The 26,074-nt window shown below is 35.5% G+C and carries 24 protein-coding genes; 14 read left to right on the top strand and 10 right to left on the bottom strand.

The annotated features are described in order from the left end of the window. The first annotated feature begins 117 nt into the window (after window positions 1-117). Complete coding sequence (locus AC4AGG_RS08615) at window positions 118-408, top strand: rhodanese-like domain-containing protein (protein WP_489771589.1); 291 nt, start codon at window positions 118-120, stop codon at window positions 406-408. 76 nt (window positions 409-484) lie between these two features. Here the strand turns inward: AC4AGG_RS08615 and AC4AGG_RS08610 are convergent, their stop codons facing one another. From AC4AGG_RS08610 to mutY, 5 genes are all read right to left on the bottom strand, one after another. Continuing rightward, on the bottom strand, window positions 485-1,468 hold the full coding sequence (locus AC4AGG_RS08610; protein ID WP_489771588.1) for an NAD(P)H-dependent flavin oxidoreductase: 984 nt from the start codon (window positions 1,466-1,468) through the stop codon (window positions 485-487). Between the two features lie 93 nt (window positions 1,469-1,561). Continuing rightward, a complete protein-coding gene (locus AC4AGG_RS08605; protein WP_489771587.1) occupies window positions 1,562-2,908 on the bottom strand; it encodes a peptidylprolyl isomerase in 1,347 nt (448 codons plus the stop codon). A gap of 86 nt (window positions 2,909-2,994) precedes the next feature. Continuing rightward, window positions 2,995-3,918, bottom strand: coding sequence for a PfkB family carbohydrate kinase (locus AC4AGG_RS08600; protein WP_489771586.1), 924 nt, complete (start codon window positions 3,916-3,918; stop codon window positions 2,995-2,997). Window positions 3,919-4,062: 144 nt separating this feature from the next. Then, complete coding sequence (gldD, locus tag AC4AGG_RS08595; protein WP_489771585.1) at window positions 4,063-4,620, bottom strand: gliding motility lipoprotein GldD; 558 nt, start codon at window positions 4,618-4,620, stop codon at window positions 4,063-4,065. 103 nt (window positions 4,621-4,723) lie between these two features. Then, complete coding sequence (gene mutY / locus AC4AGG_RS08590; RefSeq protein WP_489771584.1) at window positions 4,724-5,764, bottom strand: A/G-specific adenine glycosylase; 1,041 nt, start codon at window positions 5,762-5,764, stop codon at window positions 4,724-4,726. 46 nt (window positions 5,765-5,810) lie between these two features. Here mutY and AC4AGG_RS08585 point away from each other — a divergent pair, with 46 nt between their 5' ends. The 13 genes from AC4AGG_RS08585 to AC4AGG_RS08525 all read left to right on the top strand — a co-directional run bounded on the left by AC4AGG_RS08585 (window position 5,811) and on the right by AC4AGG_RS08525 (window position 19,156). Next, window positions 5,811-6,101: an HU family DNA-binding protein gene (locus AC4AGG_RS08585; protein WP_489771583.1), complete on the top strand. Its 291-nt coding sequence runs from the start codon at window positions 5,811-5,813 to the stop codon at window positions 6,099-6,101. A 212-nt stretch (window positions 6,102-6,313) separates the two neighbouring features. Next, window positions 6,314-7,870, top strand: a complete 1,557-nt coding sequence (locus tag AC4AGG_RS08580) for an Rne/Rng family ribonuclease (protein WP_489771582.1) — start codon at window positions 6,314-6,316, stop codon at window positions 7,868-7,870. 225 nt (window positions 7,871-8,095) lie between these two features. Beyond that, the gene (locus AC4AGG_RS08575) at window positions 8,096-8,725 is read left to right on the top strand and encodes an NUDIX hydrolase (protein ID WP_489771581.1); all 630 of its coding nucleotides are present in this window, start codon (window positions 8,096-8,098) and stop codon (window positions 8,723-8,725) included. A 24-nt stretch (window positions 8,726-8,749) separates the two neighbouring features. Then, a complete protein-coding gene (locus tag AC4AGG_RS08570; protein WP_489771580.1) occupies window positions 8,750-9,565 on the top strand; it encodes a lysophospholipid acyltransferase family protein in 816 nt (271 codons plus the stop codon). 26 nt (window positions 9,566-9,591) lie between these two features. Next, on the top strand, window positions 9,592-10,137 hold the full coding sequence (locus tag AC4AGG_RS08565) for a hypothetical protein (protein ID WP_489771579.1): 546 nt from the start codon (window positions 9,592-9,594) through the stop codon (window positions 10,135-10,137). An 89-nt stretch (window positions 10,138-10,226) separates the two neighbouring features. Next, on the top strand, window positions 10,227-11,396 hold the full coding sequence (locus AC4AGG_RS08560) for a homogentisate 1,2-dioxygenase (RefSeq protein ID WP_489771578.1): 1,170 nt from the start codon (window positions 10,227-10,229) through the stop codon (window positions 11,394-11,396). A gap of 454 nt (window positions 11,397-11,850) precedes the next feature. Next, window positions 11,851-13,128: an acetyl-CoA hydrolase/transferase family protein gene (locus AC4AGG_RS08555; RefSeq protein WP_489771577.1), complete on the top strand. Its 1,278-nt coding sequence runs from the start codon at window positions 11,851-11,853 to the stop codon at window positions 13,126-13,128. A gap of 483 nt (window positions 13,129-13,611) precedes the next feature. Beyond that, on the top strand, window positions 13,612-14,742 hold the full coding sequence (gene hppD, locus AC4AGG_RS08550; RefSeq protein ID WP_489771576.1) for a 4-hydroxyphenylpyruvate dioxygenase: 1,131 nt from the start codon (window positions 13,612-13,614) through the stop codon (window positions 14,740-14,742). A 54-nt stretch (window positions 14,743-14,796) separates the two neighbouring features. Beyond that, a complete protein-coding gene (locus AC4AGG_RS08545) occupies window positions 14,797-15,264 on the top strand; it encodes a hypothetical protein (protein ID WP_489771575.1) in 468 nt (155 codons plus the stop codon). Window positions 15,265-15,348: 84 nt separating this feature from the next. Continuing rightward, window positions 15,349-16,596: a fumarylacetoacetase gene (gene fahA / locus AC4AGG_RS08540; protein WP_489771574.1), complete on the top strand. Its 1,248-nt coding sequence runs from the start codon at window positions 15,349-15,351 to the stop codon at window positions 16,594-16,596. A 10-nt stretch (window positions 16,597-16,606) separates the two neighbouring features. Beyond that, on the top strand, window positions 16,607-17,686 hold the full coding sequence (locus AC4AGG_RS08535; protein WP_489771573.1) for a toxin-antitoxin system YwqK family antitoxin: 1,080 nt from the start codon (window positions 16,607-16,609) through the stop codon (window positions 17,684-17,686). 6 nt (window positions 17,687-17,692) lie between these two features. Next, window positions 17,693-18,514, top strand: coding sequence for a flavin reductase family protein (locus tag AC4AGG_RS08530; RefSeq protein ID WP_489771572.1), 822 nt, complete (start codon window positions 17,693-17,695; stop codon window positions 18,512-18,514). A gap of 3 nt (window positions 18,515-18,517) precedes the next feature. Next, entirely contained in the window at window positions 18,518-19,156 is a 639-nt protein-coding gene (locus AC4AGG_RS08525; RefSeq protein ID WP_489771571.1) for a hypothetical protein, read from the top strand. Window positions 19,157-19,175: 19 nt separating this feature from the next. Here AC4AGG_RS08525 and AC4AGG_RS08520 read toward each other — a convergent pair whose 3' ends face one another. The 5 genes from AC4AGG_RS08520 to AC4AGG_RS08500 all read right to left on the bottom strand — a co-directional run. Further along, window positions 19,176-20,018 (bottom strand): alpha/beta hydrolase family protein, encoded by an 843-nt coding sequence (locus tag AC4AGG_RS08520; RefSeq protein WP_489771570.1) that lies wholly within the window; start codon window positions 20,016-20,018, stop codon window positions 19,176-19,178. A gap of 21 nt (window positions 20,019-20,039) precedes the next feature. Then, a complete protein-coding gene (locus AC4AGG_RS08515) occupies window positions 20,040-22,268 on the bottom strand; it encodes a thioredoxin-like domain-containing protein (RefSeq protein ID WP_489771569.1) in 2,229 nt (742 codons plus the stop codon). Window positions 22,269-22,340: 72 nt separating this feature from the next. Continuing rightward, entirely contained in the window at window positions 22,341-23,246 is a 906-nt protein-coding gene (locus tag AC4AGG_RS08510; RefSeq protein ID WP_489771568.1) for an ABC transporter ATP-binding protein, read from the bottom strand. 99 nt (window positions 23,247-23,345) lie between these two features. Beyond that, window positions 23,346-25,439 (bottom strand): M13 family metallopeptidase, encoded by a 2,094-nt coding sequence (locus tag AC4AGG_RS08505; protein WP_489771567.1) that lies wholly within the window; start codon window positions 25,437-25,439, stop codon window positions 23,346-23,348. 48 nt (window positions 25,440-25,487) lie between these two features. Beyond that, a partial coding sequence (locus tag AC4AGG_RS08500) for a DUF2238 domain-containing protein (protein ID WP_489771566.1) occupies window positions 25,488-26,074 on the bottom strand: 587 nt, incomplete at its 5' end.

Below are 26,074 nucleotides of genomic sequence, written 5' to 3'. Positions count from 1 at the left end.
AAATTAATTATAATTGGTTATTGAACCGTGTCAAAGTTTTATCTCTGACGCGGTTTTTTTATCACACAATTGGACTTTGTTTTTGTAAAATAATTACTTTTACAGAAAATAATAAAAATGGAAAATCTTAACGAAGTATTACAATCTGGAAACTACGCATTAATTGATGTAAGAGAGCCTATGGAACTGATGATGGACGGAGAAATCGAAGGTGCAACCAACATTCCTTTGGGAGAAATCGAAGACCGTCAAGAAGAAATCTTAAGCATCGAAAAACCAGTGGTCATCTTCTGCAGAAGCGGAAATCGAAGCGGAAAAGCTTTAGAATATCTTAATTCCCAAGGCTTGAAGAACGGTTATAATGGTGGTGGGTATGCAGAATTAAGCCAAACTTTAGCTTCTTTGTAATTAAATTACATTTAACAGAAATAAAAAAAGTAGCTCCAATGAGCTACTTTTTTGTTGATATTTCATCAGTATAAGATTAAAACTCTTGATATCCTGCCTCCTTAAATTCCTTCAAAAGTTTTGCAAAAACTTGGTCAACTGGAAGAACCTCATCAATCAAAGCGGAAACCTGACCAATCTCTAACTCGCCTTCTTCGAGGTCGCCTTCAAACATACCGCGTTTGGCTCTGGCTCTTCCTAAAGCCTCTTTCAAAGCTTCAACATTTCTTCCTGATTCATATAATTTTTCTAAATCTTGATAAAATTTATTTTTAACTAAGCGAACTGGAGCTAATTCCTTTAAAGTTAATTGAGTATCCCCCTCGCTTAATTCTGCTATTTTGTTTTTCCATTGTTCATTCGCACTGGCTTCGGTAGTTGCAGCAAATCGAGAACCAATTTGGACGCCATCAGCTCCCAAAATCATTGCTGCTTTCATTTGGGCTCCAGTTGCAATTCCACCAGCAGCGATTAAAGGTTTAGAAATATTTTTCTTGACGTTGGGAATCAGGACCATTGTTGTTGTTTCATCTCGTCCATTATGTCCACCTGCTTCGAAGCCTTCCGCAACGATGGCATCCACGCCAGCATCTTCACATTTCATCGCAAATTTGGTAGATGACACAACGTGTACTACTTTCAATCCTTCCTTTTGTAAGGTTTCTGTATAGGTTTTAGGATTTCCCGCCGAGGTAAAAACAATTTTGACCCCTTCTTCCAAAATAATCTTAATAATTTCGTCCAAATTAGGGTATAACATAGGAATATTAACACCAAAAGGTTTGTCGGTGGCCGCTTTACATTTAACAATATTTTCCCTTAAAACATCAGGATACATGCTTCCCGCGCCAATTAATCCCAAACCTCCAGCATTAGAAACAGCCGAAGCCAATCTCCACCCCGAATGCCAAATCATTCCACCCTGAATAATAGGGTATTTAATTTCAAATAGTTGGGTAATCTTATTACGCTCTTCACTGTACATTTTCTCAGCGATTCCAAAGTGAATAAAGTTGCTCATAGAATATTTATTTGCAGAATTAGTTGGAGTTAAATTTAAAAAAAACCTCCGGAATTCCGAAGGTTTTTTAAAATACGTATATGTAACCTAAAATTATTTAATTAAAAGTTCAGTACATTCCTTATATCTATCATTAATAGAAATAAACATGCTTGGAACTTGCTCTTTTACCCATTTCTCGAGTTTTTCGCCCTTCTTCTTATCTAGAGCCATCTGTTTGATGTAATCGTAATCGGTTTCTAACGCGATCTGATGTGCAGGAATTGTATTTTCCACTCTCATCAGGGTTACAACTTTTCTTCTGTTAAGTTCTTCTTCAAATGTAGAAGTCATGTCCCCTTTATTAAGCCCTGTTACTTCAAATGCTAAATTTGGACTAAGAGACTGTACTTCAACTCTATTAGAACCATCTCTTCCAGTGATAATCCCCGCGTTGAACTTGGTCGATTTGTCATCAGAAAATTTAAATGCTGCTTCTTTAAAGGTCAATTTTCCATTAAGAATCAAAGTCTTGATACTATCCAACTCTTTTTTGGTAGAAGCAATCTCTTCTTCAGTAGGCACCGCCATTAACAAAATGTGACTAGCATCGTAAATCTTTCCAGACCTTTTGTCTAGTCTGATGATATGGTAACCAAACTCAGATTCGATTGGGTCGGAGATTTCACCTTCCTGAAGGTTAAGCGCAGCTGCTTCAAAAGGCTTCACCATTTGACCTTTCAGAATTTTTTTCATTGACCCTCCATTTGCTGCGGATCCTGGGTCTTCGGAGTAAATTCTCGCTTGACTTTCAAATGACTCTCCATTAAGAATATCTTGCTTAATTTTTTTCAATTTATTAATCATTTCTTCTTTGTGAGCCTCCGTCATTTTAGGATATTTGCTGATTCTTGCTAAGGTCACTTCATCCTTAACATCGGGTAATTGAGTCTTGTATTGGTTATAAAAATCGGTAACCTCTGCAGGCGTAACGTCCGTTTTATCCGTCACTCTCCTATACTTTTCACCACTATAATATTGGTCCGTATCAATCTTTTCGATAGCGTTTTTCATTTCGTAAGGAGTACGAAATTTGTACGCTGAAAGCATCGTTTTTTCATCTGGAAACTGAGAAAGCATATTGTTATATTTACTTTCTGCTTGACTCTTAATCGCTGCTGATTGATTCTCTATGAGTGTATCTTTTTTAGCTTGATAAATAAGCACTTTGTTATTGACCATTCGGTTCATAAAGTCACATTTCCCAACATTCATTGCTCCTTGCATCTTATCATAATTCATCTGTTCCACAATGTCCGACTCCAAAATGATTTCATCTCCAATAACTGCAGCTATTCCATCAACCAAATCTCCCTTCTGCATCGGTTGAGCAAAGGATTTGGATGAAAAAATAACGCATAAAAGAAATAAAATTCCTGCTAAATATCTGTTATTACTCATATTAATTTTATTAATCAAGTTGCAAATTTAGAATTCTGTGTGAATTCTGCTTCATAAAATATTATAATTATTTCTTAAAATTAGTGTTAATCAACACTTACTTCAAAAGTGGTTAGTTCTTTGAAGCTGTTAATTCTATCTGCTAATTCTACATGAGTAATCTCTTTAAGACGCTCCGTCCCGAATTTTTCTACTGTGAAAGAAGCTAAAGCCGAACCAACAATCAGCGCAGACTTCATCGTTTCGAAATCAAAACTTTCCTTCTTAACGAGGTAAGATGCAAATCCACCTGCAAAAGTATCACCAGCTCCAGTTGGGTCAAATACCTCCTCTAATGGCATTGCTGGAATTGCGAAAATCTTCCCTTCATGGAACAACAATGCTCCGTGCTCTCCTTTTTTGATAATCACATATTTTGGTCCCATTTCATGGATTTTCTTTGCTGCTTTCACCAAAGAATATTCTCCTGAAAGTTGTCTAGCTTCTTCATCATTGATAGTAATAACATCTGTCTTAGCAATCATCTGCATCAACACTTCCAATGCGGTATCCATCCAAAAATTCATCGTATCAAGAATAACCAACTTAGGTCTGTTGTTCATTTTTTCTAGGACAGAAAGCTGTACACCAGGATGTAGATTACCTAACAACAAAACCTCTGCATCTTGCATAGACGCAGGAATTTTTGGGTCAAAATTTTCAAGAACATTAACCTCTGTTACTAAAGTATCTCTTGAGTTAAGATCATTATGATATTTGCCACTCCAGAAAAATGTTTTCCCATCTTCAACTACTTCAATTCCGTCAGTATTAACAGAACGGTCTTCTAACATCTGAAGATATTCCTTCGGAAAATCTCCTCCAACAACAGATACAATTCCAGATTTAACATTCATTACAGAAGCTGCAAGACCAATATAAGTCGCTGCTCCTCCTAAAATTTTATCTGTTTTTCCAAATGGCGTTTCAATCGCATCGAAAGCTACACTTCCAACTACTAATAATTTCATATATTTTTTTTCTAAATTTTTATTCTAATATTGCTTTTCAAGTTTTGAGGATTGATGTTTACTGTTGAGAGTTTGATGTTTAGGATTCAATACTAACATCTCTTATCAATCATCTCTCATCATTCATCATCCATCCTTCCCCCCCTATTTCCACTTAAAAGTGTCGATTAGGTGCATCATATCTTTTTTAACGTAATCTATTGCAGGAGCAAGCGAATCTGGCTTTGGTCGAGAATTGAAATACAAATAAGCTGAAACAAAATGCTTCGTGCTGTCTGTAACAAAAAACTGCAAGTTACTCGCACTTTCCCCCTTCAATTCATAGAAATTACCATAAACTCTTTTCTCTGGATATTCGAAAGATTTGGTTTCTATGGCACTCGCTTTCTTGGTATGCTCATACACCATTTTTTCTACCTCTTTGATCTGACTTTCGAAGTTATTCTGAATCGGGTAATAGGTAACAAACACTTTAGCCTTCATCTTGGGATATTCTATGTAATACCAACATGGTTTTTTCTGTGCGTCAATCATCGTTGCAAAATCCGAATACTCAAAAGTATATGGACAATCACTCTCAAACTGCTTATAAACAGGCATTGGATACTCCAAACGAAGTTCGCCGTAGGGTTTTGGCATATAATCTTTCCCACAGGAAATCAGGAGCATAAAGATAAAAAATGGGACAATCTTTTTTAACATTCGGCAAAAATACAAATTAGTTGGCAATGGGATTTGATTTTTAGGATTTTATCACTTGAAATTTCATTTTGAGAACTTATCCAAAAGAAAAATATCAGAAATATCACTTCAAAAAACTCAACTCTTCCATATAGGTTTGCAAAGGTTTAGGGAATGAACGTTCATGCGATTCTTCCATCGTCATCGCGATATAATCTCCATCTGTGAGAAATCTTTTCCATTGAGATGAAGAATTTAATTCAATCAAATTAAAGGTAATGGTCATATTTCGATGAGTAAGTTTATGAAGAACTTTTTTCTGATCCTTTATATGTACATGAAAATCAGATGGGATAAACTTAGGAAACTCGAACAATTTTTTCCAAATATCAGATGAATCACGTTGCTTCACTGCAAATTGCTTCTTATAAAACACAAAGTAATACTGCATTTCTAATTCCTTGGTTATAACTTTTTTGGTTTTAACTGGAAATTCCTCCACTTTTCCTTGCTTGTAGGCGATGCAATCATCAACCAAGGGACAATCGTAACAAAGTGCATTCTTCGGTTTACAAATCTCTGAACCAACATCCATAATTGCTTGATTGAAATCTCCCGCTTTATTTTCAGGGATCATTTTGACCGCAATTTCCGAAAAATACTGAAACGCTCCCGAAGCAGAAATATCATAATCATCGCCGAACAATCGGGAAAGCACGCGGTAAAAATTACCATCCACTGCTGGAATTTTCTTACCAAAACAAATGGAGGAAATTGCAGCCGCAGTATATTTCCCCACTCCTTTCAGTTGAAGTATATCATCATATTCTTCTGGAAACTTCCCTTGGAAATCGTTGACAATCTGCTGAGAAGCTTTATGAAGATTAATAGCGCGAGAATAATAACCTAGCCCTTTCCAATACAACAAAACTTCTTCTTCTGGTGAAGCTGCTAATGTGGCCACATCTGGAAATCTTTCGATAAAACGTCGGTAATGCTCCAATCCTTGTTCTATTCTTGTTTGTTGAAAAATAATTTCACAAATCCAAATACGGTAAGGAAGTTTTGTTTTTCTAAAGGGAAGTTCTCTTCCAAATTTTTGGAACCAAGTCAGAACTTTTTCACCAAGGCATAGAAAATCAGGGTTTTGTTTGTAAGTTTTCAAAAATAAGTTTTATATTTGCACACCAAAATTAAAAATATACTAGGAAATGACAAAGGCAGAATTGGTAAACACAATTTCTAACAAATTAGGAACTGAAAAAAACGAAACTCAAAAAATCATCGAAGCTTTCATGCATGAGATTAGAACTTCTCTTTACAACGATGATAACGTGTACCTTAGAGGTTTCGGTTCTTTCATCATCAAAACTAGAGCAGCTAAGACGGGGAGAAATATTTCTAAAAATACAGCAATAGAAATTCCTGCTCATAACATTCCTGCTTTCAAACCTTCTAAATCTTTCGTAGAGAAAGTAAAAACAAAAGTGAAAGTTAAATAATCTTATCTAATAATTACAAAAAAAGAAAATTATGCCAAGCGGAAAGAAAAGAAAAAGACATAAGGTTGCAACGCACAAGAGAAAGAAAAGAAGAAGAGCGAACAGACATAAGAAAAAATAGTCTAGTCTCTATCTAGAAAATAATAAATATAGTTGGTGTATTATTTCATTGAATTTTCGCCGACTATATTTTGTTTATAATCACTACAACAATGAAGAAAGAACTTATTGTATCGCATGAAGCCGACACCACGACCATCGCACTTTTGGAAGACGGTCGCCTTTTCGAGCTCCATGCAGAAGAGGATGCGGCTGATTTTGTAGTAGGAGATTTGTTTCTTGGAAAAGTAAGAAAACTAGCACCCAACCTCAATGCTGCATTCGTTAATATCGGATATAGCAAAGATGCATTTTTGCATTATCAGGATTTGGGACCACAACTTCTAACTTATAAAAAGTTTCTCAAAGAAACGCTTTCTAAGAAAAAGAACAATCCAAGTCTTAAAAACTTTGAAATTCAGAAAGACATTGACAAAAATGGGGTGATCGACAAAGTGATTGCAAAGGACGAAACCGTTCTCCTGCAAATCACCAAAGAACCCATCTCTACAAAAGGACCCAGAATTTCTACTCAGATTTCTTTAACAGGACGTTTCCTTGTCCTCATTCCTTTTGACAACAAAGTTTCAATTTCAAAGAAAGTTAGCAATCCAGAAGAAAAAGAAAGACTTCGTACCCTTATTGAAAGTATCAAACCTGAAGGTTTTGGAGTTATTATCCGTACTGTAGCCGAAGGCAAAAAAGTAGCGGAACTCCATAACGACATGAATGAGCTTGTCAAAAAATGGGAAAACACCTTTCACAACATCCAAAAAAATAAAGTTCCATCAAGAGTATTAAGCGAAGACGACAAGGCTTCTGCTATTTTGAGGGACAACTTCAACCAAGACTTTGTAAGCATTATTTGTGATGACGAGGTAATGGTTAATGACATGAAGAATTATTTGGAAGTTATTGCTCCGGGACGTCAAAACATTGTTCAGTTTTATGATTCTCATATTCCATTGATGGAATATTACAATGTAGAAAAACAACTGAAACAGAGCTTCGGAAAACATGTCAACATCCCAAGTTCCAAAGGAGCTTATTTGGTGATTGAACACACGGAAGCACTTCACGTTATTGACGTTAACTCTGGACCTAACATTATGTCTTCCACAACCAATAGAAATCACGGTTTGGAAGTTAACAAATTGGCCGCGACAGAAATCGCGAGACAATTAAGACTAAGGGATATGGGTGGTATCATCGTTATCGACTTTATCGATATGAAGGATACTAATCACCGTAAAGAACTCTACGAGCATATCAAAGAAGAAATGCAAAGAGACAAGTCAAGACACAAAATCTTACCTCCTACAAAATTCGGACTTATCCAGATTACACGACAAAGGAATCGTCCAGAAAAACAAATCGAAACCAAAGAAGAAAACCCTAACAAAGACGGAGAGATTCTCGCTCCAATCGTAGTTGTTGAAAAAATGGGTGAAGCCATCAGAAATATTATGCAAAAGGAAAAAGGTAAACTCTACCTTCATGTGCATCCATTTGTTGAGGCTTACCTTACCAAAGGAATCAGCAGCGTACAAATGAAATGGTTTATCAAATACAGAAAATGGATAACCATTATTCCAAGGGATTCTTTCAAGTATTTGGAATATCGATTGTACAATTCCAAAAAAGAAGAGCTCATTGCTCATTCTAATTAATTGGATTTCAAAAAAACATCAAATAAAACTTTCGAGTATTCGAAAGTTTTATTTTTTTATCGCGTATCTGTTTTATTTCAAAAGTGATTTTATCTCTGAGAACATTGCCAAGTAAAACTCCTTTGTGAACCTTAAAACAATAAACTACTAAAAAATCTTTGCGATTCTTGCGTTAAAAATGACTTAACAAAATTATTTCGACCAAATTTCTATTATATTTGAAGTATGGAAACTTTCGGAAAAGATTTACTTCAAAAGATAAGAAACGCAGGCTTGCAAGGAGAAAATGCGCATAGTAGATATTCTCCTCCTTATCGTCCATTACTTTCCTACGAAGAAATCCTAAAAAGAAATCCGCGCTTTGCCTCCGTCAACATTTTGCTTTATCAGAAAAATGACGAATGGTTTTTTCCTTTGATGGTGAGAACCGAAAACGAGAATGACCGTCACAGCGGACAGATTTCACTTCCAGGAGGAAGCCGAGAAGAAGCCGATATCAGTTTTGCGCAAACCGCCATCAGAGAGACTTCTGAAGAAATGGGAATCGAACACAATTATATTAGAATTATCCGCGAAATGTCACCTATCTACATTCCACCAAGTAATTTCTACGTTCATCCTTACATTTCGTACACCAAAAGGAATCCAAAATTCTTCCTTCAACAATCAGAAGCAACGGAATTAATTGAGTTTCCTATCTCTTCAATTCTAACATTGACCGAGGAACCAGAAATGATGATTCTCCCCTCCTCTCGAGGTGTCGAAGTTCCAGTCATTAACTTTAATGGTTATTTTATTTGGGGGGCTACTTCAATGATTCTAAATGAATTTAGCCAATTGATGAAAAATCTGTAAATTTGCAAATTATGTTAAGTTGAAATGGCAAAGAAGAACATATTTACCGATGCATTTGGGACGCCTTATTTTCTAAAAAGGTTCATTATTTTCATAGTAGGAATCGTTTCTTACAGAAGATTTAATGGTTTTAATAAATTAAAAATAACCGGAACCGAAAACCTCGTTGACCTTCCTAAAACGAACGTGTTTTTCATGTCCAACCATCAGACTTACTTTGCTGATGTTGCCGCAATGTATCATGTCTTTTGTGCTGTTAACAATGGTTATCTTAACACGATAAAAAATCCAGTTTATCTCCTCAACCCAAAAGTAGACTTCTACTATGTTGCTGCGGAAGAAACAATGAATAAAGGTTTTCTTGCTCGTATCTTCAAAATCGCAGGAGCTGTCACCGTTAAAAGGACTTGGCGTGCCGAAGGAAAAACGGTCAATCGTTTGGTCGATTTGAGCGAGGTTAACAACATTATGAAAGCTCTGGATAATGGTTGGGTAATCACCTTTCCTCAGGGAACAACTGCCGCCTTCGCGCAAGGAAGAAAAGGAACTGCCAAATTGGTCAAACAACAAAAACCAATTGTAATCCCAATCAAAATTAATGGTTTCCGTAGAGCTTTTGACAAAAAAGGTCTTCGAGTAAAAGTGACGGGAGTCGAACCAACTATGGAATTCAAAAAACCATTGAAAATCGACTACGAAAACGAAAACGCTCAAGAGATCTTGAAAAAAATCATGACTGCTATTGAGCAAACAGACGAATTCAATGTGTTGCATGATTACGAAAAAGAGCTGAAAGCACAGAAAGAAGCTGAAGCCGCACCCAAAACGGACAATCCATAATTTTAAAGTCTAAAAAAAGCTATCTTTTGAATATTTCAGATATTGAAACCCGACTTCAAAACAAGACAAAAGTCCTCTCTCTTTGTGATGACAGCATGTCTAAATTGTTATTACATTCTATTGAATTTTCAGGGGAGCAAATAAATTTCGTTTCAGATACAAGGGAGATTGTTAACGATTCCGAATTTATCATGATTCAGATGGAAAACGAATCTTTGGTTTCTCAAATCAAGCCCAATCTCGTTTTTCTATCTCATTCTTACAAAACAGAAGACATTCAGAAAATCATTCAGAATATTGCATCAGGTGGAATCTTTATTTATCCTGAAAGCAACGAAATGGAAGAAGAACTGAAACAAGCAATCACCTATTTCAGGAAATTGGCTTTTCCTTTACCTACTTTCAATACCGGCCAGCATTCTCATCTTATCGAAACTGAATTGGGAGAAATTGACCTTCAAAACTTTGATAAAAATATCGCCGAAAACATTTTCGGTTTGCAAATTCTTTGTCAACAATTGGGAATTATGGAGGATCAATTCTATGAATCTCTCATGGAGTTTCAGTTCTAAGATTTAACCACTCTTAAACGTCTTTTAGCAAATCTCATTTTCATGTTCCCTCAAATAATTGTAGATTTGAGAATATCAAAACAAGAACTATGAGATATATCCAATTAGGAAAAATTCCTCAAAAAAGACACACCGTTTTCAAATCTGATGAAGGCAACTATTATTACGAACAACTCTTTGGTACAGAAGGTTTCCATGGAATTGCTTCGTTGCTTTATCACACCCATCGTCCGACTCAAATTGTTAGAATCGAAGGTGTAAAAGATGTTACTCCCAAAGTGGCCATCGAAAAAAATGTGGCACCAAGGATGTTTAAGGGAATGAATGTGACTCCCGAAAGTGATTTTTTGGACAGTCGAAAAGTTCTACTTCTCAATAATGACCTCAAGATGGGTCTGGCAAAACCTCAAAATTCAACCGATTATTTTTATAAAAATGCCGAATGCGACGAGCTTTTCTTCGTCCATGAAGGTAGCGGAACATTGAAAACCTTTGTTGGAAACCTCGAATTTTCAGTTGGTGATTATCTTGTCATTCCGAGAGGTACTATTTACCAAATGGAATTTGATACCAAAGAAAATGTCTTGTTCTTTTTAGAAAGTCATTCACCAATATACACTCCAAAGCGCTACCGAAATGAGTTTGGTCAATTGTTAGAGCATTCTCCTTTCTGCGAAAGAGATATTATCGCTCCAACCTTTGTTGAAGCCAAAGACGAAAAAGGTGAATTCTTGATTAAAGTTAAAAAAGAGAATCAAATAACAGACTTTATCTATGCAACTCATCCTTTTGATGTGGTAGGTTGGGATGGATATTTCTATCCTTACAAATTCAACATCAAAAACTTCGAACCTATTACAGGGCGCGTACATCTTCCGCCTCCAATCCATCAAAATTTCGAAGGACATAACTACGTAATTTGCTCTTTTGTAGCAAGACTTTATGATTATCATCCACAGGCAATTCCTACGCCTTATAATCACTCTAACATCGACTCTGATGAAGTTCTTTTCTACACAGAAGGAGATTTTATGAGCCGTAATCATATTGACTTAATGGATTTCACCTTACATCCAGGAGGAATTGTACATGGTCCGCATCCAGGCGCGATGGAAAGAAGTATTGGTCAAAAAGCGACTGAAGAATACGCAGTAATGGTGGATCCTTTCCGTCCTTTAAAAATTACAGAAGAAGCTATTAAAATTGAAGACCCTAATTATCTGACTTCGTGGTTAGAAAATCAGGAAAACTATCTTTAATTTAAGTTCTATTTAAACAAAAAATATGACCAAGTAAAAGTACTGCTTAAAAAAATAATAACCGAGAGCTTAGTATTTCATAATTACAGTCCGTTTAAATTAAATTTAGAAAAATTCTTATGCCTTTTTTCTTAATTTTCTAAAAGAAATAAACTTTGTTTATTCTTTTTTTAACATTAAGATATTCAGTTAATTAAGTAGAATTAAATAAGAAATCAAAATTTGATTTTTAATTAAGAATCATTAAGCTAAATGCTCTTAATACCTTAATGTTAAAATTAATTTACAAATTTAAACAGGCTCTTAGTTCAAAAACAATAGATCGATTCCTTAGCGCTCTATTTTTTATGCAAAGCATAGGCTTTAAAAGGGAAATATGATAATATTCAGTAGGCAAAAACCTTCAAAAAATTGTAAATTTGGGAAGGTTTTTTTTCAATAAAAATATACGACAATGATTAATTATGTAAGCGTGGAAGAAGCCGTTTCCGAAATCAAAAGTGGAGACCGAATTTTTGGACACGGAAGCGCATGTACCCCCAATTTTTTTTATGACGAATTAGCAAGACAATCCTCAAGATTGAAAAATGTGGAACTTGTTTCCATTACTCAACAAGGAAATGTTGAAATTGCTAAACCTCAATACAAAGATAGTTTCTATGTTAACTCTCTTTTCACATCAGCACCTGTAAGAGATGCTGTTAACTCAGATCGAGGTGATTTTTTACCTATCTTTTTGAGTGAGATTCCGCAACTTTTCAGATCTGGATATTTACCATTGGATGTAGCGATGATTACCGTTTCTCCACCTGATGTTCATGGATATTGTTCATTGGGAACCTCGGTTGATGTTGCAAGAGGTGCTGTAGATTCTGCAAAAAAAATTATTGCGATTGTTAATCCAAAAATGCCAAGAACCCATGGCGATGGAATGATCCACGAATCCAGAATTCACAAAATGGTCTGGAACGAAGACGATCTTTTAACTTTGGATTACGGCTCAAAAGTAGGTGAAGAAGAAATGCAAATCGGTAGAAATGTTGCCGAACTTATTGATGACCGTTCTACCTTACAGATGGGAATCGGTACCATTCCTGATGCAGTTTTAAAATGTTTAGGAAATCACAAAGACTTAGGAATCCATACCGAAATGATCAGTGATGGAGCCATCGAATTAATTAAAAAAGATGTGGTTAACAACAAATACAAAGGAACTCACCTTAACAGAACCATTACCAGTTTCTGTTTTGGAACAAGAGAACTTTACGATTTTGTTCATGACAACCCATCTATAGCATTTATGGATGTACAGCATGTTAACTTCCCTATCGTTATCATGAAAAACAAGAAAATGCACGCCATTAACTCTGCCATCGAAATCGATTTGACTGGACAAGTTTGTGCAGATTCAATCGGAACATATCAATTCAGTGGAATTGGTGGTCAGATGGACTTCATGCGAGGAGCTGCACTTTCTGAAGGCGGAAAACCAATTTTGGCCATCTCTTCAAGAACCAAAAAAGGAATCCCAAGAATTGTTCCTTTCTTAAAGCAAGGAGCTGGTGTTGTAACAACAAGAGGTCATATCCAATATGTGGTAACCGAGTACGGAACTACCAATCTATATGGAAAAAACCTTAGACAAAGAGCAAAATCTTTGATTGAAATTGCACATCCGGATGACCGCGAAATGCTTGACAGAGCGGCATATGAACGCTTTGCAAAATCTTAAATACTTTATAAAAACCTTGAATCCATTAACAGATTCAAGGTTTTTTTTTAACGTTTATAATGTTCTCAAAAAGAAGCTCTGAAAAATTTCTTGTTTGATGATATAGTTAAATCCTAATAATTTTTCATGATATATTTGTTTGTCATTCTGAGCGGAACGAAGTGGAGTCGAAGAATCTATATAGATGCTTCCTTCGTCAGCATGACATTTTAAATAGATTTGACTATAGGTGCAATATTTTACAGCTGAACTCTAACAGAACACCGCACTTAAAATTGGATTTGTTGCCAAGAACCATAATCTAAAATTTTAGCAAAAAAGTTCAGTCTCGATTTTTTGCTTCTAATGCATCAAGGCAAAAGAACTTTTAGAAAAACTGTCTTTTCACTGGTCTAAATTCCCTTTTCAAAAGGATTTTAATTTTTATATACTTTCAAAAATTCGTATCTTGGCAAATAATTTTTTTAATCAAAAACTTTACTAATGTCAACTTTAACTTTTGCAGAAAAAATAGCTCAGGCAGAGAATTTTTTGCCAATTAACGGAACAGATTACATTGAGTTTTATGTGGGAAATGCAAAACAAGCAGCCCATTACTACAAGACTGCGTTCGGTTTTCAGGGAATTGCTTATGCAGGACCAGAGACTGGAGTAAGAGACAGAGCTTCTTATGTTTTACAACAAGGAAAAATAAGATTGGTTCTTACTACAGGGCTTAACTCGGATTCAGTTATCAATGAGCATGTAAAAAAACACGGGGATGGAGTTAAAATTTTAGCACTTTGGGTTGACGATGCGTACAGCGCTTTCGAGGAAACTACAAAACGAGGAGCAAAACCCTACATGGAGCCAAAAACCATCACAGATGAATTTGGTGAAGTAAGAATGTCTGGAGTCTATACTTATGGAGAAACCATCCATATGTTTGTCGAAAGAACAAATTACGATGGTCCTTTCATGCCTGGTTATGAAAAATGGAAAAGTGATTACAACCCTTCTGATGTTGGTCTTTTGTATGTTGACCATTGTGTTGGAAACGTAGGTTGGGACAGAATGCTTCCTGTTGTAAAATGGTACGAAGAAGTAATGGGATTTGTTAACATTTTGAGTTTTGATGACAAACAAATCAACACAGAATATTCTGCATTGATGTCCAAAGTAATGAGTAACGGAAATGGCTTCGCAAAATTCCCAATTAACGAACCAGCTGAAGGAAAGAAAAAATCTCAGGTGGAAGAATATTTGGATTTCTATGAAGGTGAAGGTGTACAACATATTGCTGTTGCAACCAAAGACATCATCAAAACTGTAACTGAACTTAGAAATAGAGGTGTCGAATTTCTTTCTGCTCCACCAGAAGCCTATTACGAAATGGTTCCTGAAAGAGTTGGACAGATTGATGAGGATATCAAAAAACTACAAGATTTAGGAATCCTAATTGACTGTGACGAAGAAGGATATCTTCTTCAGATTTTCACCAAACCAGTGGAAGACCGTCCTACCCTTTTCTATGAAATCATCGAAAGACATGGCGCTCAAAGCTTTGGTGCAGGTAACTTCAAAGCCTTATTTGAAGCATTGGAAAGAGAACAAGCAAGAAGAGGAAATCTATAAAATAATTTTGGATTGAATTTTGTTAGTGTAGCTTTTCAATCAACCCCATTAAGAATGAAAAAGATATTTTCTTTACTGTTTTTCTGTTTACTTTTCTGGAATGCCCAAGCCCAATATGGAAGCTTAGATGCCATCTTAACCCGTCTTGAGGAAAAGCGTGGTATTAACCAACATCTGGAAAACGTCAATATCGATGAAAAGAAATTTTATTTAATTAAAGATTTTGACGACCACACAGAAAGAAAATTTATCGTGCTCAAAGGCAAACAAGCAACCTATGTAGAAGTTTTTGACGATAAAAAAACGGGAGAAAGTTCTTCTAATGTCTTTACGGGTGATTATGTCAGAAGTAAGCGTAATATTATCTCTATAAGAGTTGACCTATTGGAAGGCAAAAAGATTTCGATTCCGATTACGAAGACCCTACTCTTAACGAGACAAGACAAAATTCTCTACCTCATCGACATCAATTCCAAAGAGCGATGGATTGACCAAGCTTCTTTTGGGAAAGACAAAAAATAACATTCAATAACAAAACAAACTAAGGTTCGGTGTAGAAAGTATTTAACTTGAGACACTGAACCTTTTAACTTGAAAATCAACGATATGAAATCTTTTATCAACTATCCAGAAAATTCGGATTTTTCAATTCATAATATTCCATTTGGAGTTGCGGTATTTAACAAAGAATATATTGCATGTGCCACAAGAATCGGGGACATGGTCGTTGATTTGGCGACATTATACGACTATGGTTACTTTGATGATGTAGAAGGGATTAGTGAAAACGTTTTCGAAGCTTACACCCTGAATGAATTCATCGAATTAGGAAAACCAACGACCAATGTGGTAAGACTCAAAATTCAAAGTCTTTTGCTCGAAGGTTCCACCCTATCTCATGACGAAAAAAGCATCGAAGATTGTTTTTATGATTTGGATAAAGTCGAAATGCTAATGCCTGTCCATGTAAGCAATTACACGGATTTCTACAGCAGCATCGAACATGCAACCAATGTTGGAAAAATGTTCCGCGATCCAGAAAACGCTTTGCTTCCTAACTGGAAACATCTTCCTGTTGGTTATCATGGTAGAGCTTCTTCTATTGTTGTTTCTGGAATTGATTTCCATCGTCCAAAAGGTCAGCAAAAGCCAAAAGACGCTACCAATCCAGTTTTTGGACCAACAAAACAGTTGGACTTCGAATTAGAAATGGCGTTTATCGTTAATAAAAATACCGAGTTAGGCGAAAGTATTTCTGTGGCTGAAGCCGAAGATGCTATTTTCGGAATGGTCATTTTTAATGACTGGAGCGCAAGAGATATCCAAAGTTGGGAATATGTTCCACTTGGACCATTTTTAGCTAAAAATTTCTGCTCATCTGTTTCACCTTGGGTTGTTACTTTGGAAGCATTGGAACCATTCAGAATCGCTTCTCCTAAGCAAGAACCTGAAGTTTTGGATTATCTAAAATTTGAAGGAAACAAAAATATCGATATCAATCTTGAAGTCTTGATTCAACCAGAAAATGGTGAAGAAAATATCATCAGCCAGTCCAATTACAAATACATGTATTGGAATATGTCTCAACAATTAGCACATCACACTGTGAATGGATGTAATGTGGAAGTGGGTGACATCTATGCTTCAGGAACTATATCTGGAAGCGAGAAAACATCTTTCGGATCAATGTTAGAGCTGACTTGGAGAGGAGAAAATCCTTTAAAACTTTCTGACGGAACCGAAAGAAAATTCATTGAAGATCATGATACTGTTATCATGAGAGGATACTCAGAAAAAGACGGACTCAGAGTGGGCTTCGGTGAGGTAAAAGCTAAAGTTCTACCAGCGAAATAATTTCAATTTTATGAAGATATTTTATGTAGTTCTTTTTTTATTCGTTTTCCAAAAAAGTTATTGTCAAAAAGACACCATTTGGTATGATAAAGACTGGAACCCAACTGAAAAAATGAAGGCTGAGTTTTATCGTCCTACTCCCGCCAAAACAAGTTCTGGAAAATATCTCATTATTGACTACTTTAAGAATGGTAAAAAGCAGATGGAAGCCATTTCAGACTTTCCCGATAAAGAATTCTTTAATGGTGATGTGATTCATTATTATGAAAATGGATATCGTATGACTCTGACTCCCTACGTTGACAACTTAATAACTGGTACAGTTATCAAATATAGAGAAGAAGATGGAGGCGTAGATTTTGAAACTCCTATGCTAAATAATGAACAGCATGGAACTCAAGTTTTATATTACCCTAACGGAAAAATTATGGCAAAGCTTCCTTTTAAAAATGGTAAAGAACATGGCCTTTTTGTAAAATTTGATGAAAATGGGAAGGCGGAACAAAATCTTTTCTATATCGAAGGAGAAAAAATTAAATCCCGAACAGAGTTTTATGAAAAATTCTATGGAAATGCCGCACATACCGAAAAAACAAGTTTTGGTACATTGCAGGTCATCAATTTAGATGAGTTTGAAGAATCCGAAAATGGATCGAAAGATGAAAAGAAGCAAAAAATTACGGACTTCGAATCTTTTATGGACCAATATGAAGAAGCAGAAAATAATTTGGGAGTCACTAAAATGATGAAATTATTTGACGCTGATTACTTCAAAATGAAATCAAGCGATTTTTCCAAAGTCCTATTTAATATTCATTCAACTGGTGATGGTTTGTATATTATGGATACGTATACCACTTACCACCCAAAGGATAATGAAATCATTTTTCTCTATGAGATGCCCGAAAAACGCTCTTTATCTACACAAAAGATTTACTTCAAAATAGGAAAACAAATCAAGAAAGACCTTAAAAATAATCAGCCAGCCCAGTTAGAAATTGTAAGATTTTTGGAAAGTCGTGTTTTTGGAGTTTCAGAATTTTCTGGAAGTATGGCATTTGATGTCCTTGAGAAAGAATTAGAAAAATAAACAACAATGAAAACAATAACACCATCCGATATTTCACCAGTGCAGTTGCAAACCATTATGCAAACAGCGGTATCACCACGACCAATTGCTTTGGCTTCCACAATTGATGAGGAAGGCAATCCCAATTTGTCGCCTTTTAGCTTTTTTAATATGTTCAGTACAGTTCCTCCCATTTTGATTTTCTCGCCAGCAAGGAGAGTGAGGGATAATTCAACCAAACATACTTTGGAAAACATACTGAAAGTACCAGAAGTCGTTATTGGAACTGTCAATTTCGACATGGTACAACAAGTTTCCTTGTCTTCAACTGAATATGGAGACGGAGTTAACGAGTTTGTAAAATCCGGACTTACGATGAAGCCAGCGGATTTGGTAAAACCTCATCTCATTGCTGAAGCTCCAGTTAATATGGAGTGCAAAGTCATTGAAGTAAAACCTTTAGGCACGGAAGGCGGAGCCGGAAATTTGGTGATTTGCGAAGTTGTAAAAATCCATGTTCGAGAAGAATATTGTGATGAGAACGGAAATCTTGACCAAACCAAATTGGATATGGTGGCTCGTTTAGGTGGAAATTGGTATTCTAAAAACACCGTTGAAACTCTCTTCGAAGTACCAAAACCTTTGGTCACAAAGGGAATTGGCTTTGACTTGCTTCCTAATGAAATCAAATTTTCAAAAGTATTTACAGGAAACGACTTGGGAATGCTTGCTAATGTTGAAGCTCTTCCAGATGGAAGCTTTTCAGCAGATGAAAACATCCATCTGGAAGCACAAAAATTGCTTTTAGAAAGTAAAATTGAAGAAGCCTGGTCTATCCTAAAAATCTAAAATATGAAAATTCGTAATCTGCTCTTTGCTATCGTATTCTGCGCATTACAAAGCTGTCACGTTCCTGTAACCAGAGATTATAGTGGACTTAGTGGAGCATTAGTTTTCTCTCAAAACAAGAAGTGGATTGTTAATAATCTTTCTTCTGAACTAAGTTCGGCAGAAAAAGAGAATTTAAATCAAAAAATCCTTTCTGAATTTCAATCTTTAAGCAATGGAAATGCTATTTCGATTAATCAAATCAATTCCAAAACAGATTTGTTTCCGTCCAAAATTCCATTTAATCCAAGTTTAGAGGATTTAGAAAATCTAAAGAAAAATACAGATTATGACTTTTTGGTGAATGTCAGTACAAAGAAAGTAAGAGACCAGATTAGTTCTTTAGAAATATATGAACCTTTGGAGTATAGCAAAAATGAAGCTTTTGCTCTTCTTGAAGTTTATGACTTAAAGACTCTTAAGAAAATATACTCTCAAAAGGCCTCTTCCTCCATTTCGAGAGAAGCTCAAGCGCCTATAGAAATGAATCGACCTCAAAACGAAAACAAAAGTAGTCCAACACTTAATTATTCTACAGATGCGCTTTCGAAAAAAAATCTAAATAAAATTCTAAAAGATATTAGAAAGAAGGCGGTTAGGTAAAAACTCCTTTAGTACAGTATTATTGCTGCTTTAATTTCAAAAAATCAATCATAATATCGGTTGCCTTCTGAAGATCAGAAGGCAATTTTTCTTCTAACCAAGGTTCTTTTGCGCCAAAAGTATGTTGAGCATTATCTATTAATTGTATAGCTGAATGAGGATTCCATTGATGCAATTGGGTAGCGGCAGAAACATCAACCGCTTCGTCTTGAGTCCCATGAATAATCATAAAATCACCATCAAACTTTTTGATAGCTCTTTCTATTGAAAGCCGTTCTTTGTTCGATTCAAAATCCTCAAAAAACTGAAAATAGTGAGGCATTTGCTGACCAGTTCTTCCATTAAACGAATAGTAAACTCCTTTACTTTTCCAATCTTCAAAGGCTTCTCCCTTTGGAAAACGGTCAAGCGAATCAACACTTGCAAGAGTAATCAAATGGCGGATTCTGGAATCTTCGGATGCTTTAATTATGGAAATCCCACCACCGCGAGAATGTCCAATTAGCGTCACATTTTGAGCATCTACCTTTTCATTCTGAATAAAATAATCGAGGACAATATCCAAATCAGATAATTCTTTGGAATAATTATTCTGTCCAAATGCCTCCAAATCTCCAAAATCCGAAGGACGTTCAATCGTCGTTCCGTTATGAGAAAAATTGAATTTGACAAAGAAAAATCCTGCTTGTGCAAATGATTCAGCCATGAGATTCCAAGCTCCCCAATCCTTATAACCTTTGTAACCATGCACAAAAATCACCAAAGGCAACTTTTCAGAAGTCTCCTTATAAAAAGCATCCACAAGAAACGATTTGGTCTCCGGATTGGAGATAATGATATTTTTCTCTGCAATGATTTTCATTCTCTTCTATTTATTTTAAGATTAATCAAATCTATAGACCTTATAACCTGTCGCTTGATCCACAATATCCTCAAAATTGGTATCAGTTGGAGCAGGAAGATTGGCGTTATATAATTTCCCTTCAGGGTCAATCATCATAAATCTTGGGATACTGTTAAGTCCAAGCGCTCTAAGTACGTCTGGATTGGCAACCCACCATTTTGTCACGGTGGATTTGTTATTCTTAATATCCAATTTCCACTTATTTTTATCTTCATCAATACTTACGGACACAAAAGCAACTTTGTCGTTGTAACGATTCTTCTGTGCTTGAAATTCAAATACTGGACTGGTCTGTTTACAAGGCGCACACCATGTTGCCCAAAAATCAATCACCACATATTTCCCTTTGAACTGACTCAAAGAAGCCTTTTTACCATCTTCCGTTTCCAAAATTAGTTCAGGGAAAGGCTTTCCTTTTTGTTGGTTGTTAATCACCATCAATTCTTTGGCTACATAATTTCGGAACTTTTTATCCTTAAACTCGGATTCCTTACTTGTGAATAGCTGGTTTCTACTTTTCTCGTCACTAAGCAAATCAAAGGTCTTGATAAGCTGAAAACTCAACAATCGGTCTTTCTCTTCACTTGTAGGCTTTTTCGAAAGTTGAGCAAAAATGATACTATCAGAATCTTTTGTCCCTTCCTTTGGAAGCAGTGTTTTGAGCTTCCAATCTTTGAAATCATCGGAAACTAAAAGAAGTGCCGATGGTTTTGCGACCAAATCCTTAAGTTCCTTCTCAAAAGCTGTGGGAGCTGCAAACTTCTTATTCGTGAATGAAGTAATTCGTTGGTAATCTTGGATAGCGCCTAACATTCGGACCGCATTTTTTTGTAGTTGATAATCTCTAAAATCGTCTGCGAAATAAATGTTTTCTTTTGTACGAAAATCTTCTATACCCTCTTTCGAATCCTCCCACTCTTTTTGAGCTTCTTCATAAAATTTGTCAGGATCGTTGGTGTGCAGTTTTTCATTCACCACATTTTCATAAAAAAATGAATAGGCACTACCCGAACTTGCTATATATTGCGCCTCTGCTTTCCTTGTTCCCTTTTGAAAAGCTTCAAAGTTTTTTGGATCAATTTTAATTTCAAAAATCAAATGATCTCCCTTCGACAGTACAAAAGATTCTCTCTTCCCAGAGACATTTAAAACAAATTCAGAAATGGGGATATTCTCCTTGCTTTCCCAACGGAACTTTCCGTCTTTGACAGGTATCAAAGCAAGTTCTTCTCCAAGTTCTCTCGAAATGATCTTAATCGTATCCACTTTGTTATCTTTAGACAAAACGGAACCTTCAATAATGGTTAAATCTCCATTTTTTTGCGGATAAATAGGCTTGGTAATCCACAAGTATATGGCGACAAAAGCAAGAAGACCAGCTATGCTTATAAAAGTCTGCTTAGAATTAGCAAAAAAAGCGTTTTTGAAACCCTTTCTGCTATACCAAAGATAACCGATAACGAAGAAAAGCACCGTCCAAAAAATACTCAAAGCTTCAGAATAATTAAAAAGCTGATTAAGCTGCGTTGAATCTTTGAAAAACAATGCCGTATCAACATAATTATACGGAGAATAATCAAAGGTTTTACCTAAGCCTTTAGCAAAAACATTTACAACTATACCAACAAAACCAATAACAAAAGGCCAAACAAATCCAGGTATGATGATGGATAACATCATTTGTAAAGAAATTACGCCAAGACTTAATACAAATAGTCTTATAAAGGTTCTTAGGATGAATATCATATCCAAACCAGCTGTTAAATTTTCTTGCGGAAAAATCAACTGTACAATGTAGCCAAAAACTAAAGTTGAAAAAAGAAAGACACTAATCGAAATAAAACTCAACAAAGTCAGCGCTAAAAATTTCCCTATGTAAATACTGAATTTGCTCAAAGGTTGAGTTTCTAAAAATGTCCATCCATTATTTTTGTGATCGGTCTGAGCAATTCTGGTAGCAGCAACAATTATAAAAATAAGCATGAAAAAACCTCCATAACCTCTGATAACCTCAGTAATATTATACTTGGTTACAGTTGTAATTACCCCCCCATATTTTCTTGAGTCTTCATCAAAAATTCTAAAAATAAAGAAAATAAGTGGCAAGAAAGCGGCAGCGATAATGGCAAAAAGCTTGAGACCAAGTCCTTTAATTTTCAACCATTCTATAGAAAATGCAGTTTTGATATATTGTAATTCTTGTTTCATTTGTAAATTGTTTTTTTGATGGAAAAATTCCGTTTTTTGATTGAAGAGTACTTAGTAGTATTCAGATACCAACTAATTCTGTTTGGTGATTTCCATAAACCATTCTTCTAATCCACCATCAGAAGTAATCTGATAAATTTCCGCTCCTTGTCCTACCAAAAACGCATTGATTTCAGCAATATCCTTCTGTGAATGAGTTACAACGGAGATTTCTTTTTCAGATTTTAAATTTACCTCAAATCGTTCCTTAAGTTGGGGTAAAAACTTTTCTGCATTTTGAAGGACAAATTTTGTCTTTTGGAATTGATACAGCTCACTTAATTCTTCGCGAGAACCTTGAAACTTAATTTCTCCTTCGGAAATAATTGCCAAATGGGTGACCATCTTGTCAATTTCTTGAAGCAAATGACTAGAAATAAAAATAGTAACGCCCTGTTCTTTATTCAATCTAACCAAGAGCTCTCTAACTTCCATCATTCCGCTTGGATCCAACCCGTTAACAGGCTCGTCTAAAACCAATAATTCAGGATTACTGATTAAGGCAAGAGCAATCGCCAAACGTTGTTTCATCCCAAGAGAATATTTCTTCATTTTGATATTCTTCGCGTGAGAAAGTCCTACCAATTCTAAAACTTCATCGATACGTTCTGACTTCAGTTTCTTGGTGATACAAACAATCTTTAAATTATCATAACCCGAAAGATGGTCATAGAATGCAGGATAATCAATGAGTGATCCAATTTTTTGAAAAGCTTGAGGATAAATCTGAGAAATATCTTCATCAAAAATCTTGATTGCATGATGGTCGTCATTGAAAATCCCCATCAAAAGTCGCATGGTTGTTGATTTTCCTGCACCATTTGCTCCTAAAAAGCCATAAATTGAACCTTTGGGAACCTTTAGATTTACACTTTTAAGAATTTTTCTTTTGGAATCAAAACCAAAACTCAAGTCATTGATTTCTATAATATTCTCCATTCTCTGTTTTTAGATATAAGTACGATAATAATGTCCATCGTTACAACATCAAAAAAAATCACCCAAAAATGGGTGATTTTGTAATATAAGTTATTTTTATTACCAAATTTTGATTCTGGTTTCAGGTGTTTTATAGTGCTTGTCACCTTGCTTCACATCAAATGAATCGTAGAAAGATTCAGTATTTTCTAAAGGTCCAAAACTTCTAAAATATCCTGGTGAGTGTGGATCTGTCTTCACTTGATTTTGTAAATATTGCTCAGTTGACTTGGTTCTCCAAACAGTAGCCCAACTCATGAAAAATCTCTGATTTTGATCATAACCACTAATTAGACCTGGATTTCCGTGATCTTTAAGGTACATTTGTAACGCATCATAAGCGATATTAACACCACCCAAATCGGCAATATTTTCACCATTCGTAAAAGTACCATTAACGAAGCTTCCTTTCACTGGTTCATATTTATCATATTGCAAAGCCAATTGCTCCGTCACTTCTTCGAAAGCTTTTTTGTCCTCATCTGTCCACCAATTGGTCAAGTTGCCATCAGCATCGAAAAGTGCTCCAGAATCATCAAATCCGTGCGTCATTTCGTGTCCAATTACTGCTCCAATTCCACCAAAATTAACTGCAGGATCCGCTTGTGGATTAAAGAAAGGTGGTTGCAAAATCGCTGCTGGAAAAACAATCTCATTATTCATTGGATTGTAATAAGCGTTAACTGTTTGAGGAGACATTCCCCATTCTTCTTTATCAACTGGTTTCCCGATCTTTGCAAGTTCTTTTTGGTATTGCCAAGCCGTCACATTTTCAAGGTTAGAGTAAAGATTACCTCCTTCTGAAATTGGTGTAATCGTCAATTTAGAATAATCTTTCCATTTGTCTGGATATGCAACTTTTACCGTGAATTTATTTAATTTCTCTAAAGCTTTTTCCTTAGTTGTTGGGGACATCCATTGCAATCCGTTGATATGTTGAGCAAAGCTCTTCTTCAGATAATCAATGTAAGTTAACATCTGTTTCTTAGAATCTACAGAGAAATATTTTTCAACATATAATTTACCAAAAGCTTCTCCCAAAACACCATTGATGGTAGAAAGCGCTCTCTTGTTCATAGCACGTTGCTCCTTCTGACCATTAAGATACTTACTATAAAAATCGAATTTCATATCATCCAATTGTTTCGTAAGAACACTTGCGCTTCCGGATAACATATGATACTTCATATAATCTTTAATCAAAGGAAGATTCTTAGCATTGATGAAGGAATCGAGATTCTTATAATACTTAATTTCAGGAACAATTACTTGATTGGTATTAACACCCACTGATGTCAAATAAGAAGGTAAATCAACGTTTTTCACCAAAGATTTCAACTCAGAAATGGTCTTTGGATTGTACATCAAATTGGTATCTCTAATCTCTTCGTTGGTCAAAAGGGTGTTAGCCATTTTAGATTCGAAATCTACAATTTGACTTGCAACTGACGCAGAGTTTTTATAACCCAAAACATCAAGCATCGAAGCTACATATTTTTTATACTCTTTAATAACTTCCGTATTTCTTTCGTTCTTTTTTTGGTAGTAATCTCTTCCAAGACCAAGACTAGCATCACCAAGATAGATGGCATTCATTTTAGAATTCTTCAAATCAGCATCTACTCCCCAACCATAAAAAGGATTGAAACCTTGTGGCGTAACTTCCTTCAAGAATTTTTGCAAATCTGCTACCGTTTTGATAGCATCTACTTTTGCCAAATCATTTTTGATAGGATTAATTCCGTCTGCATTACGCTTATCCATATCCATGTACGAAGCATAAAGGTCTTTAATTTTCTGACCTTCAGTGCCTTTAGCGTAGCTTTCGTTGAGAATATTATTAAGAATCTTAAGCGAATTATCGTCTGTAGTCTCTCTTAATTGGTTAAACGAACCCCAACTTGGTTTGTCAGATGGAATCACCGCTGTCTTCATCCAAGTTCCGTTAACATAATTATAAAAATTATCTTGTGGCCTAACGCTTTTGTCCATTTGAGCAAGGTCAAGACCTTTTTCTTCAACTCTTGGTTTTACAGCTACCTCCTCAATTGGTGGCGGTGGAGTTTCAACTTGTGAAGCTTTTTTTGCACTTCCACAAGAGTTAAGTGCTACAATTCCGGCAAATGCCAAAATACTAATGTTTAATTTTCTCATAATTTTATTTGATGTACTTATAGATTGGTAAAAATTAAAGCCTAAAAGTTACACTATTTTTGAAATTTCTCTGTCTTGAATTTTAGAAAAGAACAAAAGCATCGTCATACCCCCAATAAAAGCAGTAAAAATATCAGTTTGCGTATCCCAAATATAGCCTTGGGTCCCAAGAAAACTATCTCCTGCTTCACCTGAAAACAAGGACACCCACCACTCAATCAACTCATAGAACCCACTAATCGCCACCACAATGCAGATAACGATGAAGAACAACCATTTCTTTCCATTGACTACCTTATTTCTGACCAAAATTTCCCTCGCAATCATAGCTGGCGAAAACCCTTGAATAAAATGTCCAATTTTATCGTAGTTGTTTCTATCTCCCCCAAAGATATTCATCCAATCGAAGCCTGGAACCTTTGCATAGGTGTAATGCGCACCCAAAAGCAAAACCAAAAAATGAACGAAAATGACAATATAAGTCAGATTGGAAAATTGATATTTTCTAAAAACCAATAGAAAAAAAAGACCAACGAAAACTGGCAATGCTTCCAACCACCACGTAAATGGCTCATACGCCCCGATGTACGAAACACAGGAAGCGATGATGGTTAATAAAAGTAAGATGTATCTGA

Source organism: Chryseobacterium sp. CG10_8 (genome assembly GCF_058117085.1).
The sequence above is the reverse complement of the archived record's forward strand: the minus strand, read 5'-3'. Positions and strand labels throughout refer to the sequence as shown.

Excerpts from the sequence above, each read along its gene's own strand:
- AC4AGG_RS08615 (WP_489771589.1), top strand. The coding sequence starts at position 118 with ATGGAAAATCTTAACGAAGTATTACAATCTGGAAACTACGCATTAATT.
- AC4AGG_RS08610 (WP_489771588.1), bottom strand. The coding sequence starts at position 1,468 with ATGAGCAACTTTATTCACTTTGGAATCGCTGAGAAAATGTACAGTGAA.
- AC4AGG_RS08605 (WP_489771587.1), bottom strand. The coding sequence starts at position 2,908 with ATGAGTAATAACAGATATTTAGCAGGAATTTTATTTCTTTTATGCGTT.
- AC4AGG_RS08600 (WP_489771586.1), bottom strand. The coding sequence starts at position 3,918 with ATGAAATTATTAGTAGTTGGAAGTGTAGCTTTCGATGCGATTGAAACG.
- gldD (WP_489771585.1), bottom strand. The coding sequence starts at position 4,620 with ATGTTAAAAAAGATTGTCCCATTTTTTATCTTTATGCTCCTGATTTCC.
- AC4AGG_RS08585 (WP_489771583.1), top strand. The coding sequence starts at position 5,811 with ATGACAAAGGCAGAATTGGTAAACACAATTTCTAACAAATTAGGAACT.
- AC4AGG_RS08580 (WP_489771582.1), top strand. The coding sequence starts at position 6,314 with ATGAAGAAAGAACTTATTGTATCGCATGAAGCCGACACCACGACCATC.
- AC4AGG_RS08575 (WP_489771581.1), top strand. The coding sequence starts at position 8,096 with ATGGAAACTTTCGGAAAAGATTTACTTCAAAAGATAAGAAACGCAGGC.
- AC4AGG_RS08570 (WP_489771580.1), top strand. The coding sequence starts at position 8,750 with ATGGCAAAGAAGAACATATTTACCGATGCATTTGGGACGCCTTATTTT.
- AC4AGG_RS08560 (WP_489771578.1), top strand. The coding sequence starts at position 10,227 with ATGAGATATATCCAATTAGGAAAAATTCCTCAAAAAAGACACACCGTT.
- AC4AGG_RS08555 (WP_489771577.1), top strand. The coding sequence starts at position 11,851 with ATGATTAATTATGTAAGCGTGGAAGAAGCCGTTTCCGAAATCAAAAGT.
- hppD (WP_489771576.1), top strand. The coding sequence starts at position 13,612 with ATGTCAACTTTAACTTTTGCAGAAAAAATAGCTCAGGCAGAGAATTTT.
- AC4AGG_RS08545 (WP_489771575.1), top strand. The coding sequence starts at position 14,797 with ATGAAAAAGATATTTTCTTTACTGTTTTTCTGTTTACTTTTCTGGAAT.
- fahA (WP_489771574.1), top strand. The coding sequence starts at position 15,349 with ATGAAATCTTTTATCAACTATCCAGAAAATTCGGATTTTTCAATTCAT.
- AC4AGG_RS08535 (WP_489771573.1), top strand. The coding sequence starts at position 16,607 with ATGAAGATATTTTATGTAGTTCTTTTTTTATTCGTTTTCCAAAAAAGT.
- AC4AGG_RS08530 (WP_489771572.1), top strand. The coding sequence starts at position 17,693 with ATGAAAACAATAACACCATCCGATATTTCACCAGTGCAGTTGCAAACC.
- AC4AGG_RS08525 (WP_489771571.1), top strand. The coding sequence starts at position 18,518 with ATGAAAATTCGTAATCTGCTCTTTGCTATCGTATTCTGCGCATTACAA.
- AC4AGG_RS08520 (WP_489771570.1), bottom strand. The coding sequence starts at position 20,018 with ATGAAAATCATTGCAGAGAAAAATATCATTATCTCCAATCCGGAGACC.
- AC4AGG_RS08515 (WP_489771569.1), bottom strand. The coding sequence starts at position 22,268 with ATGAAACAAGAATTACAATATATCAAAACTGCATTTTCTATAGAATGG.
- AC4AGG_RS08510 (WP_489771568.1), bottom strand. The coding sequence starts at position 23,246 with ATGGAGAATATTATAGAAATCAATGACTTGAGTTTTGGTTTTGATTCC.
- AC4AGG_RS08505 (WP_489771567.1), bottom strand. The coding sequence starts at position 25,439 with ATGAGAAAATTAAACATTAGTATTTTGGCATTTGCCGGAATTGTAGCA.